We start from the raw sequence: 18,025 nt of genomic DNA, 5'->3' as shown, positions 1-18,025 counted from the left end.
GACATGACTGCATTCGATACGAGCCTCGTCCCGAACGGCGACATCCTGATCGGCGGCGAGTGGCGGCGCGGACGTGCCACCCCCTACGCCAGCATCTATCCGGCGGACCAGTCGCTGAACAGGGAGATTTCAACGGCGAGCGCGGAGGACGCGCAAGAGGCCGTCGAAGCGGCCGATGCCGCCTGGCGCCGCGCCGATTGGGCGGGCCTCAAGCCGCACCAGCGCGCACTCGTGCTGTACCGCATCGCCGATCTCATCATGCAGCGGCACGAAGCGCTCGCGCAATTGCAGCGGCGCGACAACGGCAAGCCGATTGGCGAAACGCGCGCGCTCGTCGCGAGCGCCGCGAATACGTTCCGCTATTACGCCGCGTGCCTCGAGACGCTCGACGAGGAGCTGACGCCCTCGCGCGGCGATTATCTGACGATGAGCGTGCACGAGCCGATCGGTGTCGTTGCCGCGATCACGCCGTGGAATTCGCCGATCGCCTCCGATGCGCAGAAGCTTGCGCCGGCCCTTGCGGGCGGCAATGCCGTCGTCTTGAAGCCCGCCGAAATCACACCGCTCACATCGCTGGCGCTGGCGCGCATCTGCGAGGAGGCGGGTGTGCCCAAGGGCGTGCTCAGCGTGTTGCCGGGCAAGGGCTCGGTGATCGGCGACGTGCTGGTGCGCCATCCGCTCGTGAAGAAGGTGTCGTTCACGGGCGGCACCGACGTGGGCCGTGGGATTGCGCGGATCGCGGCCGAGAAGCTGATGCCGGTCTCGCTCGAACTGGGCGGCAAGTCGCCGACGATCGTGTTCGACGACGCCGATCTCGACCACGCCGTGAACGGGGTGCTCTACGGGATCTTCAGTTCGTCGGGTGAAGCCTGCATCGCAGGCTCACGGCTGTTCGTGCAGCGCTCGATCTACGACGCATTCATGAAGCGGCTCGTCGAAGGCGCCCGCAAGCTGCGCGTCGGCGATCCGACCCGGCCCGACACGCAGATGGGCCCGCTGATCTCGGCGAAGCATCGCGAGTCGGTCGAGCGCTACGTCGCACTCGGGCTTCAAGAGGGCGGGCGTTTGCTGTGCGGCGGCGAGCGGCCCGTCGGCGACGGCAGGGAGAACGGCTTCTTTTATCAGCCGACCATCTTGGAAGGCCTGTCGAACGGCGCGCGCATCTGCCAGGAAGAGATCTTCGGACCGGTGCTCGTCGCCATGCCGTTCGACGACGAAGCGTCGCTGATCGAACAAGCCAACGACAGCGTGTTCGGTCTGGCGGCCGGCGTTTGGACGCGCGACTACAAGCGCGCCTGGCGCACGGCACGCGCGCTCGAGGCGGGCACCGTCTGGATCAACACGTACAAGCTGTTTTCGATCGCAACGCCGTTCTCGGGTTGGAAGGAGAGCGGCATGGGCCGCGAGAAGGGCCGGCTCGGCATCCGCGAGTACATGCAGCAAAAGAGCCTGTACTGGGGTTTGAATGAAAGCGCGTTGCCTTGGGCCAACGCCTGAGCGCGCACGGAGACGCACATCATGACGATACTCGGCATCGAACAGATCACCTACGGCGTGGCGGATCTCGATACCTGTCGCCGCTTTTTCGCGGACTGGGGTTTGAAGGAGGTTGCGCGCGACGAAACGCGTGTCCGCTTCGAAACGATGAACGGCTGCACGGTGCTCGTCGTCGATGCGAACGATCCGTCGCTTCCCGTGGCCTTCGAGGGCGGACCGACGCTGCGCGAAGTGACCTGGGGCGTGGCCACGCCCGCGGAACTCGACCCGCTGCGTACGAAGCTTGCCGGGCAACGCGGCTATTACTCGACCGACGCCGCCGTGGGCTGTTACGACCCGGCCGGCATGGCGATTCGCGTCGAGGTGACGCGCAAACGCGAACTCGACGTGAAGGGCTCGCCGTCCAACGTTTGGGGGCAGGCATTGCGCGTGGATCAGCCTTCGCCGATCTACGAGCGCGCCGAGCCGATCGAAGTGGGCCACGTCGTGTTTTTCACGAATTGCCTCGCCGAGCAGGAAGCGTTCTATCACGCGTTGCTCGGCTTCGAGACCTCGGATCGCTACCCGAATCGCGGCGCGTTCATGCGCTGCGCGCCGCACGGCGGCCATCACGATCTGTTCCTGCTCGCGTTGCCCGACGGCAAGCGCGGCCTCAACCACGTTGCGTTCACCGTGCGCGACATTCACGAAGTATTCGGCGGCGGCTTGCATATCAGCCGGTGCGGTTGGACCACGCAACTCGGACCGGGCCGGCATCCGGTTTCGTCGGCTTATTTCTGGTACTTCAAGAACCCCGCGGGCGCCTTGGTCGAGTACTACGCCGACGAAGACATTCTGACGCCCGCTTGGCAGCCTCGCGAGTTCGAACCGGGGCCGACGGTGTTCGCGGAATGGGCCGTCGATGGCGGCTTGGACGGCAATACTCGTCGTCAAAAAAACGCGCAGGCCCCGGCCCCACAGGGCAAATTCATGACGGAGCGTAAGCAATGAGTGCCCACGCCAACCATGAACAGGAAGCGCCGCGCACCGTCGTCGTGATCGGCGGCGGCCAAGCCGCCGGCTGGGTCGTGAAGACGCTGCGCAAGGAAGGCTTCGCCGGGCGGCTCGTGATGATCGCCGACGAGACGCATCCGCCGTACGAGCGTCCGCCGCTGTCGAAGGCCGTGCTGGCGGGCGACGCCGATATCGAAACGGTGCGCGTGGTCAAGCACGACGAGCTGGCTTCGTTGAACGTCGAGGCGTGGCAGCCCGATTGCGCGACGTCGATCGATCGGGCCGCGCGTGTCGTCAAGACGCGCTCGGGCCGCGAGGTGCAGTACGACCGGCTCGCGATCGCGACGGGCGGGGCCGCGCGCCGCTTGCCGCAGCAAATGGTGAAGACGTCTCACATCACGTATCTGCGCACGCTCGACGAAGCCGTGGCGCTCGGCGAGCGCTTGCGCCGCAGCCGGCGCGTGCTCGTGGTCGGGGGCGGCTGGATCGGCTTGGAGGTGGCGGCCACGGCGCGCAAGCTCGGCGTGGAAGTCACTGTCGTCGAAGGGGCGGGGCGTCTATGCGGCCGTTCCGTGCCGCCCGCGGTGTCCGACTTCCTGCTGGCGCTGCATCGCGCGAACGGCGTGGACGTGCGCCTCGGCGCGTCGCTCTTCGCTTTGGACGATCTCCCCCGTAACGGCGACGGCGGTAGCGCTGCCGACGACCACAACGACGGTATCCGCGCGACGTTCTCCGACGGCTCGGCGCTCGACGCCGACTTTGCGGTGGCGGGCATCGGCCTCGCGCCGCATACGGCGCTCGCCGAGGCGGCCGGGCTGGCGGTGGCCGACGGTGTCGTCGTCGACGAATTCGGCGCGACCGACGATCCGAACGTGTTCGCCTGCGGCGACGTCGCGAATCATCCGAACGCCTGGCTCAAACGCCGCGTGCGGCTCGAATCGTGGGCCAACGCGCAGAACCAGGCGATCGCGGCGGCGAAGGCGATGCTCGGCGTGAGAACGCCATACGCCGAGATCCCGTGGTTCTGGTCCGATCAGTACGACGTCAACCTGCAGATCCTGGGCGACATTCCCGCCGCCGCCGAGCCGATCGTGCGCGGCAGCCTCGACGAAAAGCGCGCGACGCTGTTCTTCGTCGAGCATGGGCATCTGCGCGGCGCGATTGCGATCAATACGCCGCGCGAGTTGAAGCTCGCACGCAAATGGATGAGTCAAGGGCGCCCGGTCGATCCATCGGCATTGACCGACACGAGCAAGGCGCTCGCATAAACCACACATTGGGGACAGGAGGACGACACGCATGCGAACCATCGACAATTTCATCGGGCAGGGGAGCGGCGTCGATTCGAGCGAACGGCACACGCGCGGCTCGATCATCGCGCGGCTCGAACGGATGCCGAGGAACGCCATGCAGGTGCGTGCGCGCTTGCTGATCGGTCTGGCCACGTTCTTCGACGGCTTCGACGTGATCACGATCGCGACGACGCTGCCGATGCTGATTCAGAAGTGGCATCTGACGCCTTGGGCGATCGGCTTTCTGATCGCGTCCGGGTCGGTCGGGCAGCTGTTCGGCGCCTTTCTGTTCCCGTCGCTCGCCGAGCGGCACGGCCGCGTGCGCGCGATCGCGTGGAGCTCGGGCCTCATCGGCGTGACGAGCATCGCATGCGGCTTCGCGCCGAGCTTCGCGGCGTTCGCGGCGCTGCGCGTCGTGCAGGGGATCGGGCTCGGCGGCGAGCTGCCGGTAGCGGCGACGTACATCAACGAGATTAGCCGCGCCCACGGCCGTGGCCGTTTCGTGCTGCTCTACGAGATCGTGTTCCCGATCGGGCTGCTGGCGTCGAACGCGCTTGGCGCGTGGGTCGTTCCGCGCTTCGGCTGGCAGGCGATGTACTTCATCGGCGCGATGCCGCTCATTCTGTTCGTCGTGCTGCGCCGGATCGTGCCCGAATCGCCGCGCTGGCTGGCCGAGCGCAAGCGGCTCGACGAGGCCGACGCCGCGGTGACGGCGTTCGAGCGCACGGCGAAGGGCGTGCTTGCGCCGGTTACGAATGCCGAGGCGTTCGAGGCGATGGTGAGCCGCCATCCAAAGCGCAGCGTGAAGGATCTGCTCGGGCCCGCGTATCTGAAGCGCACGCTCGCGGTGGCGATGCTATGGATGACGTGCGGATTCATTCAGTACGGTTTGTCGACTTGGCTGCCGACGATCTACCGCACGATCTATCACGCGCCGCTGCAGCTCGCGCTGAATCTGGCCGTGGCGGCCTCGGTGCTCGGTGTGCTGGGTTCGCTCGCGTGCGCGCTGCTCGTCGACAAAGTCGGCCGCAAGCCGATCATCAACGTCTCGTTCCTGCTCTGCGCGCTTTCGCTGGCGATGGCGGGCGTGTGCTACACGATGTCCGTGTACGTCGTCGCGGCATTCTGCGCGTTGGCGCTCGGTTTTCTGGCGAGCGGGTTCATCACTGCCTACGTCTACACACCGGAACTCTATCCCACGAGCATCCGTGCGATGGGCTGCGGTGTGGGTGGCGCGTGGCTGAAGGTGGCGGCGATCTTCGCGCCGACGATCGTCTCGAAGACGATGACCGGCGGCAATCTCGACGTCGCGTTCTATATCCTTGCGGCCGTGCCGTTCCTGGCCGCGATTACCGTTCACTTCCTCGGCATCGAAACGAAGGGCAAGGTACTGGAGCAGTTGGAGGCGTGAGCGCATGCCGCGCTCGAAACGGCGCGGCTCAATCGCCCAGCAGTCCCAGCGTTCGGGCTTCATAAATGGCTTCCGCCTTGGAGTTGACCTCGAGTTTCCCGTAGATGCGGCGCACGAAGCTGCGGACGGTGAAGTGGGACAGATCCATCAAGCGGGCGATCTCTTGGGTCGTGAACCCTTTGGTGATGTAGTCGAGGACTTCCTTCTCGCGTGCCGACAGCGCGGGGGGCGGCGTAGCGGCAGGTTTCGCGCTCTGGGCCGCGGCGGCCCGGCCTTGCTGGAATCGCGCGAGGATCTGCCGCGCGATGATGGGGCTGATCGGGCTGCCGCCGCTGGCTAGGCTTCGAATCTCGTCGGCCATGCGCGCGGGCGAGCTGTCCTTGAGCAGATAGCCGGCCGCCCCCGCCTCGATCGAGCGCATGACGTGTGTCTCGTCGCCGAAGTTGGTGCTGACCATGATGCTGCAACCGGGCCATTGCCGTACGGCCGCCTGGATGACGTCGATGCCGGAGCCGTCCGGCAGGCCGAGATCGACGAGCAGCACGTCGGCCGGCGCACCTTGCAGCAAGGCAAGCCCTTCGGCGCGCGTGGTGGCGGCGCCGGCGACTCGCATATCCGGCGCGCTCTCGATCGCACGGGCCAGTGCCTCGCGGAAGCTGGCGTCGTCCTCGACGATCGCGACATGGATGGCGCTCGGTTCGGAACCGGTGGAATTGGATTGCATGATGGAGCGATTGTAAAGGGGAGGGCGCCGCCCCGTGTAGCGCATTTGTGCTACAGCGGAGCGAGTGCCTCGATCTCGATACGCGCCCCCGGGCAGCCGTTCCTCGGCGGTTGCCCCTTGGCCCCTCGCATTCTCAGCCCGAGCGAAGCATCAACGCGCGACCAGGGCGCAGTGATCGATCGCGCGGGCGTCGTAGGTCGACGCCACTTCGAAGCCCGCGTCGTTCAGCCACGTTACGTGATCGCGGACCGGATAGGCCATGCCCTCGCCGCTCGCGACAGTGACGAAATACAGCGACGACTTGACCGACTGCAGGCCGCCCGCCTCGTCGTCGTCGCACATGAGCGACCAGACGAAAAGGTGACCGCGCTCGAGGTAGGCGCGCGCCTTCTTGTAGAGGAATTGAATTCGCTCGGGTGAAAAAATCTCGAGCACGTGCGAGAAGATCACGCCGTCGCAGCCGCTCGGCCAAGGGTCCGTGAACATGTCGACGGCTTCGCAGGTCACGCGCTCGGAGAGGCCGTGCGCCTCGATGTTGGCGCGTGCTTTCTCGATCACGGACGGCAGGTCGATCAGCGTGACCTTCAACGACGGATAGCGCTCGCAGAGCCGAATCGCGTTCGTGCCGTCGCCGCCGCCGACGTCAAGGAGCCTCGACACCTCGCTGAACTCCTTGACCACCATCATGCGCGGCGAGAGCCGGGTGTAAGCGCCCATGCCTGCGTGAAAGAGCCGCTCGAGCGCCGGATCCGAGGCCATGCGGCCATACAGCGTTGGGGTATCGCCGGGAAATTCGTCGAGCCCGGCGTTGCGGCCCTCGCGCAAAGCCTTCGTGAAATGCAGGCAGGCGCGATGCTGAATCTTATCGTTCAAGTGGACGAACGGAACCATCGACTGCTCGGCCGAGCGCAGCAAGCAGCGGCGCGCGAGCGGCGCATTCTCGATGGCACCGGTTTCGCTCACGCGCACGAGTTTCAGCTGCTTAAGGCCCAGCAACAGTACTCGACAGCCGTGCTCGCCGATTTCAAGCTGCTTCGCCAGCGAGGCAACGGTGGCGCCGCGCTCGATTACGTCGAACACCCCAAGATCGCATGCGGTCGAGAGGACCTGCGTCTTGATATATCCGTTCATCATTTCGCAAAGCGCTTGCCATTCTTCCCACGACAATTCGTCCATCACGGTGTTCCTCTCGTGCTTCGTCAATCGGCTTCGAATCGATACCGGCCGCCGGTGCGGCCGCCCCAAGTACTGCGGTGTGCGTTTGCTCTTTCGTACGGCGTCGCGTCAAACGCTGTGCGCCGGCGCCACGGGCCGGGCCGCCGCATCGTCAGCGGCGAGCTGGGCCCTGCGTTGCTCGAGGCGCGCGACGGCCCGCTCTTTTTCGGGCGCCGACAGACGCTCGGCATTCCAGCGCAGAAAGCATTCGAGCTCATGCACGCGCATGCCGACGGGCGTCGATTCGCCGTCGATGAACAGCGCGTCGTGCAGTGCCATGGCGCGGATGACGAACAGCGGGACGTCGGCACGCATCGGCCGGAACGACGGGGCATGCGCGCCGCCCACCGTGCTCAGGGGATGGAACTCCCCGAGCATCAAGCCGCACTCCATGTAGAACGGCTTCAGGATCATGTGCGCGCAATCGATGAACTTGTAATAGACGTCGCCCTGCAAGCCGATCGGAAACACGGCTAGCGACAGCAGTTCAGACGGCTCCGGTCGCGCCTTGGCCACGCTGTCGAACAGATACGGCAACCGCATCAAGGCGGCGATGTACGCGTCGAACGGCATGTCCGCAGCATCGAATGCGCTGAACAGCAAAGCGCGCTCGTCGTGCGACGGTTTCGCGAAAGGGCAGACGGCGCCTTTGCGTCCGAGCTCGGCATGCGGACGCATGATGAAGCGCTGCATCCATGCGAGGCCGGCCGTGTAGGTGTCGCGCAACCGGGGATCGGGTTCCGTTGCGATATCGGTCGATAGACTGAGTGTCCGCTCGATTTGCGCGAGCGCGCGAGAGACGAGATCGTTCGTCGGAAGAGGGGTCGTTTGCATGTTGTTCATACTTGCGAGCCTTGTTCGAATGGGTGATGCGCAGCCTTCCCCCGCCGATCGTCCTCGATCATCTTTTTGAAGAGCTGCCCCCACTCGTAGTCGTAGCGATCGGGGTGAAAGGGGAAGACGCCCGCGCCGGGCGTAAAGGTCAGTTCTCCGAAATAGACCTTGCCGTCGGGCACGTACAGGTCGACGCGCACGTAGCCGAGGCCGTCGGCCAGGCGCGTGGCGAGGCGCACGATTTCGTCCCAATGGGGGGGCGGGGGCGGCGGGGTCTTGCTTCTCGGGTAGTGGCCGACTGCGAGGTCGATCTGATTCCAGTTCACGTCGAAAATATCGCCGTGCGGCGTGCCGAAGCGATCGGAGACGATGCCTGCGTAGATGATCGGGCCCGTCGCGTCGTGGCCGAACATGTTCATCTTCAAGTCGGGCGGAATGTGGCCGGACTCGTCCTTGAGCAATTGCTCGAAGTACAGCCGCGGCTTGATCGGCCGGTAGTGTTTCTCGCGGCCTGCGTGGTAGTAATCCTTGGCCAGCCACTTTTGCGCGAGCCGGTTCAGGTGTTCGAACGAAGTGCGGCGCTTGTCCTCGACGATCTCCACGAAGGCGCAGCCGTGGTTCGTCTTCATGACGAAAGCGTTCGGCAACGAATCGAACACGTCTTCGGTAAAAACGTCGGGCACGGCGAGGAGCGGGATCAAGTGTTCTTCGCCGATACGCTGCTTGACGAACTCGCGTACGGCGAGCTTATCGGCCAGCTCGCTCCAATGCGGCTCCGGATGCAGGCAGCGGTGAAGGATGTATTCGTTGAACGTCGTGGGTGCGGACAGGTTGGGAAAGCGCCCCACGTGGCGCCGATGCGAAAGTTTCAGAAACTGCTCGTCAGTCATCAAACGCTTTGCGGCGTGCCATACCCCGCGCGCACCCGTTGTGAGCCAAGACGGACGTGCGCGTCCGCTGCCCACGTGCTTATTTGCGTTCGTTCCTGCCTGAGGTTCGATGCGCGCGCGCGCGGGGCCGGATAGGGCGGTTTGCGGCAGCAAGAGCGCCGCCCCGTCGCAGAGGCTGGGCTCGATCGTATTCGGCTGCTGGTGATCGGGTTCGGCTGATTTCGGCATGGTCCATCCCCGCGGCTTGGGTACGCGTGTTTAGGTCGGTGTGCAGTACCCGTGATGGAACCATTCCGCCTTGGGGCGGGCAATAAACCGAGCCGGAAGTCGGGAAGGTTTGGCGTTTTATGCCGTGATTATTTTGAGGGGTGTTGTACGGCAATCTTTGCTTACAGAATTAGGATATTTGTTTAGTATTGTTACTCATAAGCGCCGCGCAATAGCTTAATCGAATTAAATGCGCGATAAGTTAGATGAATATGATATCGGCAATTAAGCTTGCGCTGCGGGCAATGTTGTCGTGAGATCTTTTCGCGGAAAGCCTGCGCGCACGGTATGCGGTGCGCCGGCCTATGAAAGGGGCGGATGGACGGGCTAGGCCAGTTGCCCATCCATGCTTGCCTAAGGGCGCAGCCAGCCGTGCCGGATCGGCGCCGCGAACAACCGGCGGTGAGCGGCGACGGCAAGGCTCGTCAGTTGAGACCCTGCATAGTTCCAAAGCGGCGTGATGACAGCGTAGGTGGCCGCGGCTACGCCGAAGGCGCCGATCATATCGAACGGGAAATGCACGCCTAGGAAAACGCGGGCCCATGCCACGGCGATTCCGCACACGAGCGTCAATGCGCCGAGGCGCGACATGCCTCGCGCAAATAGCGTGATGAAGATGGCCGAAAAGACCGTCCCGTGATCGCTCGGAAACGAGGAGTCGGGGGCATGCGCGAGAAACGTTTGACCCAGGCCGATCGCGAACGGCCTCGGGTGTTGCCAGGCTAGACCGATCAGTTGATTCACGCCGAGCGCCACCAGGGCGACGACGCACGCCCGGAGCGCCGTTTCGCGCCGGCGCGCGTCTCCGGTCAGCCAGAGACCGGCTAATACCAACGGAATCGACCAGATCAAGTCGTTCGCGACGATCCGTGCGGTCCCGATCAGCCAGACCGGCGTGGCGGACGTGGCGTCGATCGCAAGAAATAGCGCCCGATTCAGCGCTTCGAGTTCGGTGAGTGACATGGTGCGTAGTCTCGATCAGAAGGGGGCGATTGTCTGCTGCCGTTACTTAAGACCCCCTTAAAGAACAGCGCGACGGATAAAGACGGACGAATAGCCGGCTGCCGCGCGGCATCCCCGTCTCTGCGTCCTGTGAGCAACGCGGCCCCTTTTAATTGACTGATGATTCAATCGGTCCCCCTGAACAGCGCGAAATGAGCCGCTATAATGCGGCGCACTGTCACATTCCCCATACGTAATGAGTCGACTTTTCTGCCTGCTGCTGCTTTCGCTGGGTCTCGCTGCGTCCGTCAATGCGCAGGAGTCCGAAGCATCGCGCGCGCTCGCGGGGGCGGCGGCTGCCGTTGGGGCATCGCATTCTCTAGCTGCGGCATCGTCGTCGAGCGTTCAAGCGGCCGCCCTGCCGTCCGTGCAGGCGATCCTGGCAGCCGCGGCCGCGCCCGAGGCTGCCGCATCCGACCCCGTCGCTCTGGCACCGATTCCGGCCAGCGATCCCGCGCCCGGGCAGGTTCATCGTATCCGCGACATGCTCACGCGGCGATTCGGGCTTGCGCGCGCGAAGGCCGAGCAGATCTCGTCGGCGGTAATGGCTTCGGCGTCGAAGTATTCCCTGCCGCCCGCGCTCGTACTGGCGATCATCTCGATCGAATCGCGCTTTCAGGACCACGCGCGCGGCAAGCACGGCGCGACGGGCCTCATGCAAGTGGTGCCGGCGGCGCATAAGCGGCTCGTCAAGAATCTCGACTTGACCGAACCGGCCGCCAATATCGAGGCGGGCTCGGCCATTCTGCACGGCTACCTCGAATCGGCACGCGGCGACGTGGGCGCCGCGCTCAAGAGCTACGGCGGCTCGACCGCTTATGCACGCAAAGTCAGCCTGCGAGCCAAGGACTTCGAAACGGTCGGCGCGGCAAGCGGCGTCGACACGGCGGCGCCGTTCACCGCGCAATGAGCGTGGCGTGACGCGCGCGCATACGAAAGGGCGGCGAATCGGGCGCATCCCGCGGGTTCGGATCTAGTACGCCTCCTCAATTTGCGCCAGCGCGTGCCTATCGGCGAGGTTTTCAGGGTCGCGCCGCTCGCATGCTCTGATAGAATCCGATCGTTGTGCAGCAAAATAGGCAGGACACCAAAATAATTAGCGATTCTCGCAAAGCCGGGCCATTTCGAACGTCAGGACACAGAATATGAATTGGCTCCGCCCTTTGATCGTCGTAACCGTTGCGCTCGGCTCGATGGCTTATGCCGACGCCACGCAATGGACTCCCTTGAAAAGTGCTTCGGATCTCGCGTATGCGGTCGATTCCGACAGCATTGCGACGGATGCCGACGGCTATATCGAATACACCGCGAAGACCACCTGGAAGGCGCCGTCGATGATGCCCGGCGCGAGCGCGCCCGTGTCCGTATCGATCACCCGATATCAAATCGATTGCGCCGGCAAGCAGTGGCGCTCGCTCGATACGCATTATCTGGGCACGGACGGCGCCCCGGCCGGTTTGCTGCGCGCCACCGATTCGACGTGGGTTGCGGTGAGCCCGGGCACGGTCGTCGACATCATGTTCCGCAAGGTCTGCTGAAGCGAGCCCGATCCAATCGGCGCTCTGCGTTCTTGAGCGCTTGAGTGCTTGAGTGCTTGACATACGCGCGTACGCAACTTGTTCTAGTATGTGGAACCGCCGCCAGTAGGGTGCGAACAGCTATTTCGCATGGGCGGTCTCAACAAACAGGAGAGCACGATGCATGTATTGCGCAAGCTGAATGTCGCCGTTCTGTTGTGGGCAGTAGCGGCCGGTGCCGCGTTCGCCGAAACGGTGACGCTGAAGGCCGATCTCGAGCCTTCGAGCGAAGTGCCGCCGAAGACGTCCAAGGGCCACGGCAATCTGGAAGCGACGTTCGACACGGCGTCCAAGGATCTTAAATGGAAGGCTACGTACGAGGGTCTTACCGGCCCCGCCACGATGGCGCACTTCCACGGTCCCGCGCCCGTGGGGCAGAACGCGGACCCCCAAATCCCCATTCCGAAGGACAAGCTCGCGAGCCCGATCGAGGGCGAAAAGACCCTCACCGATGCGCAAGCCGCCGATTTGATGAACGGCAAGTGGTACTTCAATGTCCACACCAAGATCAATCCCGCCGGTGAAATTCGTGGGCAGGTCGAACCGGCCAACTAATACCTGATCGCCTTATCGCACCCGTTTCGGCGCCGGCGCGTTGCTCGCGCACGGCGCCGCGCACCTGGAATGCCGACCCCAAAACCGGCTCCCTTGCCCGCCCAGCGGCGCCCTGGCGTCGGCGTGCGTTCTCCCGCATAGCACCCTTTCGTAGTGCCCACGCTCTTACGCAGACACGTAACATGACGGTCATATATCGTCATGTAGGGGGGGCATTGCAATGAGCTGGCAAAGCGCTGTCGCCTGCTGGTTGCTCAAGAGACAATTTCGGCCCGAAACGCTCAAGCCGCATGTAAGCGTCGAGCGCGCACGCGCGCATGCCGCTTCGCGGATTCGTCGGCAACCGGTGCCCGCCGGCTGGCGCCTGACCGTACGCGAGCGGCCCGCCGACGCGCCGTTGCGCGGCGAATGGCTGGAGCGCGCGGGCGATCGTGCACGCGGTGTGCCCGTCCGCACGATCCTTTATTGCCATGGCGGCGGCTATTACTTCTGCTCGCCCGCGTCGCACCGCGCGCTCGTGTTCGCGCTCGCCGCCCGCTCGGGGGCTCGGACGTTCTCGCTCGACTATCGGCTCGCGCCCGAGCATCCGTTCCCGGCCGCGCTCGACGATGCGCTGGCGGCTTATCGGGCCTTGCTCGCCGAAGGAACGCCGGCCGATTCGATCGTCATCGCGGGCGATTCGGCCGGAGGCGGCCTCGCACTGGCAACGCTCGTCGCGCTGCGCGATGCGGGCGATCCGCTACCGGCTGCCGGCGTGCTGTTTTCTCCGTGGACGGATCTGGCGGCCACGGGCGGGACGCTCGAATCGAACGACGGGGTCGATCCGATGTTCTGCGGCGCCTCGATCGGACGCGCGGCGCAGTTCTACATCGGCGGCACGGACCCGACTCACCCCCATCTGTCTCCGCTTTACGCCGATCTTTCCGGCCTGCCGCCGCTCTTGATCCAGGCCGGCAGCACCGAAGTGCTGCTCGACGACGCGCGCCGCGTGGCGCAGCGTGCGCAGGCGGCCGGCGTGCCGGTCGAGTGCGAGATCTGGCCGAACATGCCGCATGTCTGGCAGCTCTGGACGCCTTTCGTGCCCGAGGCAAAGCGTGCGATCGAGGGGGCCGCGCGATTCGTTCGCGCTCACGCGCGCGAACGCGACGCCCGCCCGCTCGAAGTCGATTCGATGGCGCGATAGGCCGCCTGCACGGCCGCGCTGCCGTAGCGCCGTTCGAGGCGCCTCACGGCGAAGTGTCCGTGCGCCGTCTGCTGGAAATGATCGATGAAGACGGTATTGACGGCCGCGCCGAGCACCGCGCCGATCGCCGGGATCGACTTGGCCGCGACTTGCTCGCTCACTTGCGCCGAAAAGCGCGCCGCGATCACGTTCATCAGCCTCACCAGCGCCGGCGTGCCATGCGCCGCGACCCCTTTGCTCGCCAGTTCCGACGACGCTTTGGAGATGGCCTGCGCGAGCGCGCCGCGCGCGACGAAATAGCCGAAGTCGGCTTGCTCGTCCTGCTCGTGACTGCCCATGCCGAAGATGGCCAGGCATTGCAGCCGCGCCTCGGCTTCGCGCAGGTCCTCGCCCTCGCTCCGGGCGATGTCGCAGATCGAGCGGAACATCAGCGTGGTGGTGACGGGCAACTCGGCCGGCAGGGCGAAGAAGCCGAACGCGCCGCCTGCCGCGCCCGTCGTCGCGACCGCTACTTTATGGAGCCAATCGCGCGGCTTGGCGCTCGGCGCCCGTGATGGTGCAGCCCCATTGTCATCGCCTGCCAGTGTCGGCGCGGGGGCGCCCAGCGTCGCGACCGCCGCGCGCAGGCTCGCGTCGAGCGCGCGGCGCGTGGCGTCGGCGATCGTATCGTGCGCGCCGGCCGGCAGCCGCTCCAAAAGCCGCTCGATCGGCGTGCCGACGGCGCTTGCCAGTTTCATCGCGAGCGGCTGCGCTTCGAGCGCCTGCTTGGCGCGCGCGAGTGTCGCCAAGTCATCCGGAGCAAGTTCTGGCTCAGTGATCGGGATCGGTTCCATTGGTCGAGTAGACAGAAGAAGTGGGGAGAAGCGCCACAATCGAGCGGCGCGCCAGCCTGCGAATTCTATGCACCCATGCTATCATTCGTCATTCTTTGACTTATCAACGATTGCTTCTACAAAAAATGGCCGTCCATACCGCCGCTCACCACTCACGTGGGCAGCTTCTGCCGTTCCGGGAATCGCTCATGGCGATGCTCGGTATCTCCTTCGTCACCATGCTCGTCGCATTCGACCAGACCGTCGTCGGCACTGCGTTGCCCACGATCGTCGCCGAACTGCGCGGATTCGAGCTCTATGCGTGGGTTGCCACGTCCTACCTGCTGACCTCGGTCATCACCGTCCCGATTTTCGGCCGGCTGGGCGACTATTTCGGGCGCAAGCCGTTCGTGATCGCGTCGATCGTCGTGTTCACGGCGGCGTCCGTGCTCTGCGGCGCCGCCAACAGCATGATGTTTCTCGTGATCGCGCGCGCATTGCAAGGGATCGGCGGTGGGATTCTCGTCGGCACGGCGTTCGCCTGCATTCCGGACCTGTTTCCCGATTCCGTCGTGCGTCTGCGCTGGCAGGTGCTCATGAGTTCGGCGTTCGGGATCGCCAATGCGATCGGGCCGTCGCTCGGCGGTTTCCTGACGCAGTATTACGGCTGGCGTTCGGCGTTCTACGTGAACTTGCCGGTCGGCCTGCTTTCGCTCGTGTTCGTCTGGCGCTATCTGCCTCACGTGCGGCACATCAAGGCGCGCGGCAAAATCCGCCTCGACTGGCCCGGTTCGCTGCTCATCGCCGTCGCGCTCGGTTCGCTGCAGATGCTCGTCGAATCGCTGTCGCAGCACGGCGTCACCGCCGGCGTCGCGGCGCTCGCCGTTCTGGCGGCCGCCTCGGGTGTCGCGCTGTGGAAGTGGGAGCAGCGTGCCGAACAGCCTATCCTGCCGCTCGACATGTTCGCCAATCGCAGCCTCGCCGCGCTGTTCGTGCTGTCGATATTGTGCGGGTACTCGATGTTCTCGCTGATCTTCTACGCGCCGCTACTGCTGCAAGGCGGTTTCGGGCTGTCGCCGAAGGATGCGGGCGTGCTGATCACGCCGCTCGTTGTGTTCATTACGATCGGCAGCATCGTGAACGGACGCATCGTCACGCGGATTCGCCGCCCCAACGCGATGCTCTATATCGGCTGCGCGCTGCTCGCGCTGGCGTGCGTCGGCACGGCGGCCGCCACGCGCGCGATGCCGCACACGATTTTGATGGGGCTCATGATGCTCGCCGGCATCGGGCTTGGCTTCGTACTGCCGAACTTGACCGTCTTCGCGCAGGAAACGTCGGGGCGCGAGCATCTAGGGATCGCCACGGCCTTGCTGCAATCGCTGCGGATGATCGGCGGCATGTTCGGGGCGGCCGTTACGGGTACGCTGATCACGCATCTTTATTCGCGCGGCGTGCGCGATGCACTGACGAGCGCGAATGCGACCGCATGGTGGCACACCATGCGCGACCCCCAGATTCTCGTCAACCGGGACGCACAAGACACGCTGCTCGCTTCGCTCGCGCATGCGGGGCAAAACGGCGCCGCGCTGCTCGAGCAGGCACGCGTGTCGCTCGTCACCGCGATTCACATGGGGATCGCCGTGGCGGCCGTCATTGCCGTCGTCGCATTGTGGCGCTGCGCGAGCGTGCCGCACGTCAGCATCACGCGCAGGAGCGAACCTGTGCCCGTGGCGGAATAAGGCCGAGGACGGCCTAGGAAGAAGGGTTGCATCATGGAAGATTACGTCGCGATCGTTCAGCAGTTCGGCCGCACCTACCGCGCATTCTTGTCCGGCTTCGAAGCGCGGGTCGGACATCCCATGCCGCGCTGGCGCATCTTGCGCACGCTGACGGAAGACACGGGCGAGTGGTCGCAGAAGCGCCTCGTCGAACGGCTACGCATCGATCCGGGCGCGCTGACGCGCCAATTGAAGTCGCTCGAGGCAATCGGCTGGGTCGAGCGCAGCACCGACACGCGCGACAACCGCATCACGAACGTGAGGCTCACCGAAGAAGGGCGTCAGGTGGTCGATGCGAGCTTGCCGCAGCGCAATGCGTTCCTGCTCGAGACGATGGGGGCGTTGCCCGACGATACGCTGCACGGGTTATCCGACGCGCTCGCCAGGCTCGAAACGCGCATCGCCAACGTGGCGGACTCGCCGGTGTCCGGCGACGAGGCGCAGGGCGGCGAGGCGGCCGTGGACAGCGGTCTTACACACTTCGCTCAAACGAAATGACGCCGGCCGCGCGCCGCTCACATCGAGGCGGTGCTCGGCCAGCGCGTGTCCGATTTGAGCCGCGTGCCGCTGGCCGTGCGCCTCGCTCGGCCAGCCGTTTTCAGAAGAACGTTTCGACCACTTCCGTGATGCGGTAGCGACCGTCGACGATCAACAGCTGCCGCCATTTGTCGAACGTCAGACACGGATGCGAGATGTCGAACGCCAGCATGTCGCCCACTCTGAGATCGGCGCCGGGCACGATGCGCAGATAGGCGTGCTGATCCATCATCCCCGTGACTTCCCAGCCTTCGCTCGGCGCGATCGCGCGCGGCTCGCTCGTGCCCGGCCGGTAGTGGCATGCCGGAACCGGCATGCCGGCATCGAACGCCGCATCGCGCTTGCCGAAACCGACGATCGCCCGGTCCGCTTCGGGGATCGACTGCACGTAGGCCCACAGTTGCAGCGCCGGCAACAGCGCTTCTCCCATCTTCTTCGCGATCGGGTTGCGCTCGAGAATCTCGCTCTGCGCTTTCTTATAGACGCCGACGTCGTGCGTCAAATAACAGCCTGGACGCAGCACCACCTCGATCGTGCCGGCTTTCGACTCGGCCGCGAATTCTTCGGCCACGATGTCGTACCAGGCCGAGCCCGCGCCCGAGAGGATGGCGGGGGCGCGTTCGAACCGGCCCGCTTGCGAGAGGGTGCGCGTCGTCTGTACTGCACGGCGCAGAAATGCACGCACAGCCGGCTCGTCCGCGAGCACCCCTTCGTAGATTTCGATCCCGGCAAGCGCCAACGTGCCTTCGTAGCGAGCGATGGCCGCCAGCACGCTCTCCAGCTGCGCATCGTCGCGCACGCCCGTGCGTCCGCCGGGTACGCCGAGTTCGATCAGCACTTGCAGCTTGCGGCGTGCTTCCTTGAAAAACGCGCCGAGCTGCTCGACGCCGTCCGGCGAATCGACGAGACAGAAGAACTCGAAGTCCGGATCGGACAAGAGTTCGGCGATCATCGCCATGTTGCGCCTGCCGGCGAGTTGATTCGCCATCAGCACGCGCTCGATGCCGCCGTGATAGGCGGCGCGCGTTTGGTGCGCCGTTGCGAGCGTGATGCCCCAGGCGCCTGTTTCGATCTGCCGGCGAAACAGCTGCGGCGCCATCGTCGTCTTGCCGTGCGGCGCGAGCTTGACGCCGTATTCGGTGACGAAGTCCTGCATCCACTTCAGGTTGTGTTCGATCCGGTCCGCATAGAGCACGGCGGCCGGCAGGCTCACGTCCTCGGCGAGCAGATTCCATTCTAGATTCGCAGCCGAATCGAGCGGCACGCTCGCGCTCGGCACGGTGCCCAGGCCCTTGCTGAGCGGGTCGATGGAAGCGGCTGAATAGTTCGTGATCGTCAATGCCATCAGATTTTCCTCGGTAAAGCCTCGGACTTCGGTTTGAGTCCGAGAAGGAAACGTCAATGTACGGAGTAATCCGGGAACGTAGCGTGAACGCACGGAAAGTACTCGTAGGA

General features: G+C 65.0%; 17 protein-coding genes. 10 read left to right on the top strand and 7 right to left on the bottom strand.

Going from position 1 to position 18,025, the window contains the following annotated elements; translation table 11 throughout:
• Window positions 1-3: 3 nt before the first annotated feature.
• The 4 genes from DWV00_RS05460 to DWV00_RS05445 are packed head-to-tail and all read left to right on the top strand — an operon-like array spanning window position 4 to window position 5,193.
• Window positions 4-1,497: an aldehyde dehydrogenase gene (locus tag DWV00_RS05460; protein WP_115532529.1), complete on the top strand. Its 1,494-nt coding sequence runs from the start codon at window positions 4-6 to the stop codon at window positions 1,495-1,497.
• A 21-nt stretch (window positions 1,498-1,518) separates the two neighbouring features.
• A complete protein-coding gene (locus DWV00_RS05455) occupies window positions 1,519-2,487 on the top strand; it encodes a VOC family protein (RefSeq protein ID WP_115532528.1) in 969 nt (322 codons plus the stop codon).
• Window positions 2,484-3,758, top strand: coding sequence for an NAD(P)/FAD-dependent oxidoreductase (locus tag DWV00_RS05450; protein ID WP_115532527.1), 1,275 nt, complete (start codon window positions 2,484-2,486; stop codon window positions 3,756-3,758). The genes DWV00_RS05455 and DWV00_RS05450 overlap by 4 nt, the downstream gene beginning before the upstream one ends.
• 31 nt (window positions 3,759-3,789) lie before the next feature.
• Window positions 3,790-5,193 carry an MFS transporter gene (locus DWV00_RS05445; RefSeq protein ID WP_115532526.1) on the top strand — a complete coding sequence of 468 codons (1,404 nt, stop codon included), beginning with the start codon at window positions 3,790-3,792 and terminating at the stop codon, window positions 5,191-5,193.
• A 28-nt stretch (window positions 5,194-5,221) separates the two neighbouring features.
• Here DWV00_RS05445 and DWV00_RS05440 read toward each other — a convergent pair whose 3' ends face one another.
• From DWV00_RS05440 to DWV00_RS05420, 5 genes are all read right to left on the bottom strand, one after another.
• Window positions 5,222-5,917: a response regulator transcription factor gene (locus DWV00_RS05440; RefSeq protein ID WP_115532828.1), complete on the bottom strand. Its 696-nt coding sequence runs from the start codon at window positions 5,915-5,917 to the stop codon at window positions 5,222-5,224.
• Window positions 5,918-6,067: 150 nt separating this feature from the next.
• Window positions 6,068-7,093 carry a methyltransferase gene (locus tag DWV00_RS05435; protein ID WP_115532525.1) on the bottom strand — a complete coding sequence of 342 codons (1,026 nt, stop codon included), beginning with the start codon at window positions 7,091-7,093 and terminating at the stop codon, window positions 6,068-6,070.
• 108 nt (window positions 7,094-7,201) lie between these two features.
• The gene (locus tag DWV00_RS05430) at window positions 7,202-7,966 is read right to left on the bottom strand and encodes a DUF6875 domain-containing protein (RefSeq protein WP_220274660.1); all 765 of its coding nucleotides are present in this window, start codon (window positions 7,964-7,966) and stop codon (window positions 7,202-7,204) included.
• Between the two features lie 5 nt (window positions 7,967-7,971).
• Window positions 7,972-9,084, bottom strand: a complete 1,113-nt coding sequence (locus tag DWV00_RS05425) for an ATP-grasp fold amidoligase family protein (RefSeq protein WP_245964731.1) — start codon at window positions 9,082-9,084, stop codon at window positions 7,972-7,974.
• A gap of 393 nt (window positions 9,085-9,477) precedes the next feature.
• Window positions 9,478-10,086 carry a phosphatase PAP2 family protein gene (locus DWV00_RS05420; RefSeq protein WP_115532523.1) on the bottom strand — a complete coding sequence of 203 codons (609 nt, stop codon included), beginning with the start codon at window positions 10,084-10,086 and terminating at the stop codon, window positions 9,478-9,480.
• A 235-nt stretch (window positions 10,087-10,321) separates the two neighbouring features.
• On the opposite strand from DWV00_RS05420, the gene DWV00_RS05415 reads away from it, so the two are divergent.
• The 4 genes from DWV00_RS05415 (at window position 10,322) to DWV00_RS05400 (ending at window position 13,440) form a co-directional block, all read left to right on the top strand.
• A complete protein-coding gene (locus DWV00_RS05415) occupies window positions 10,322-11,035 on the top strand; it encodes a transglycosylase SLT domain-containing protein (protein WP_115532522.1) in 714 nt (237 codons plus the stop codon).
• A gap of 235 nt (window positions 11,036-11,270) precedes the next feature.
• Window positions 11,271-11,663, top strand: a complete 393-nt coding sequence (locus DWV00_RS05410) for a surface-adhesin E family protein (protein ID WP_115532521.1) — start codon at window positions 11,271-11,273, stop codon at window positions 11,661-11,663.
• Window positions 11,664-11,822: 159 nt separating this feature from the next.
• Entirely contained in the window at window positions 11,823-12,257 is a 435-nt protein-coding gene (locus tag DWV00_RS05405; protein ID WP_115532826.1) for a CHRD domain-containing protein, read from the top strand.
• A 220-nt stretch (window positions 12,258-12,477) separates the two neighbouring features.
• The gene (locus tag DWV00_RS05400; protein WP_115532520.1) at window positions 12,478-13,440 is read left to right on the top strand and encodes an alpha/beta hydrolase; all 963 of its coding nucleotides are present in this window, start codon (window positions 12,478-12,480) and stop codon (window positions 13,438-13,440) included.
• Here DWV00_RS05400 and DWV00_RS05395 read toward each other — a convergent pair.
• Window positions 13,386-14,273, bottom strand: coding sequence for an EcsC family protein (locus DWV00_RS05395; RefSeq protein WP_115532519.1), 888 nt, complete (start codon window positions 14,271-14,273; stop codon window positions 13,386-13,388). The two genes, DWV00_RS05400 and DWV00_RS05395, sit on opposite strands and share 55 nt — an antisense overlap.
• A 125-nt stretch (window positions 14,274-14,398) precedes the next feature.
• Between DWV00_RS05395 and DWV00_RS05390 the strand changes: the two genes are divergently transcribed.
• Together DWV00_RS05390 and DWV00_RS05385 are read left to right on the top strand one after the other, a co-directional pair.
• Window positions 14,399-15,994 (top strand): MFS transporter, encoded by a 1,596-nt coding sequence (locus DWV00_RS05390; protein ID WP_115532518.1) that lies wholly within the window; start codon window positions 14,399-14,401, stop codon window positions 15,992-15,994.
• A 33-nt stretch (window positions 15,995-16,027) separates the two neighbouring features.
• Window positions 16,028-16,531: a MarR family winged helix-turn-helix transcriptional regulator gene (locus DWV00_RS05385; RefSeq protein ID WP_115532517.1), complete on the top strand. Its 504-nt coding sequence runs from the start codon at window positions 16,028-16,030 to the stop codon at window positions 16,529-16,531.
• Between the two features lie 100 nt (window positions 16,532-16,631).
• Here DWV00_RS05385 and DWV00_RS05380 read toward each other — a convergent pair whose 3' ends face one another.
• Window positions 16,632-17,909 carry an amino acid deaminase gene (locus DWV00_RS05380; protein WP_115532825.1) on the bottom strand — a complete coding sequence of 426 codons (1,278 nt, stop codon included), beginning with the start codon at window positions 17,907-17,909 and terminating at the stop codon, window positions 16,632-16,634.
• Window positions 17,910-18,025 lie beyond the last annotated feature (116 nt).

It is taken from the genome of Trinickia dinghuensis (assembly GCF_003367175.1).
Lineage (GTDB): Bacteria > Pseudomonadota > Gammaproteobacteria > Burkholderiales > Burkholderiaceae > Trinickia > Trinickia dinghuensis.
Note: the sequence above shows the minus strand (reverse complement) of the source record. Positions and strands in the feature narration are given on the sequence as shown.